Raw genomic sequence first — 471 nt, forward strand, 5'->3', positions numbered from 1 at the left:
TCGCGGACGTGGCTCACCCAGTAGTCGGCGGAGCGCAGTTCCTCCGCCGTGACGGGGCGGCCGGTGAGGGTGGAGACGACCGGCAGTTCCGGGGCCTGGAAGGAGACCGAGTCCACGACGGTACGGAAGGCGTCGAGCATCGGGTCCATGAGCGGGGAGTGGAAGGCGTGGGAGACGGACAGGGCCTTGGTCTTGCGGCCCCGGGCCGACAGCCGCTCCGTGACGGAGGCCACGGCCTCCGCCGCGCCCGAAACCACCACGGACGCCGAACCGTTGACGGCGGCGATACCCGCCCGGTCCTCCAGCCCGGCGAGCAGCTCCCGGACCTCCTCCTCGGAGGCCTGGACGGCCACCATGACACCACCGGACGGCAGGGCCTGCATCAGCCGGCCCCGAGCGGCCACCAGCTTCGCCGCGTCCTCCAGCGACAGCACACCCGCGACGTGCGCCGCCGCGAACTCGCCCACCGAG

Annotated in this window: 1 protein-coding gene; it reads right to left on the bottom strand. The window is 73.2% G+C overall.

What is annotated here, in order from left to right:
- Positions 1 to 471 (bottom strand): acyltransferase domain-containing protein (locus tag VR44_RS40540; RefSeq protein ID WP_157880578.1); only part of this gene is annotated, 471 nt, incomplete at both ends.

The organism is Streptomyces katrae (assembly GCF_000966975.1).
Taxonomy (GTDB): domain Bacteria; phylum Actinomycetota; class Actinomycetes; order Streptomycetales; family Streptomycetaceae; genus Streptomyces; species Streptomyces katrae.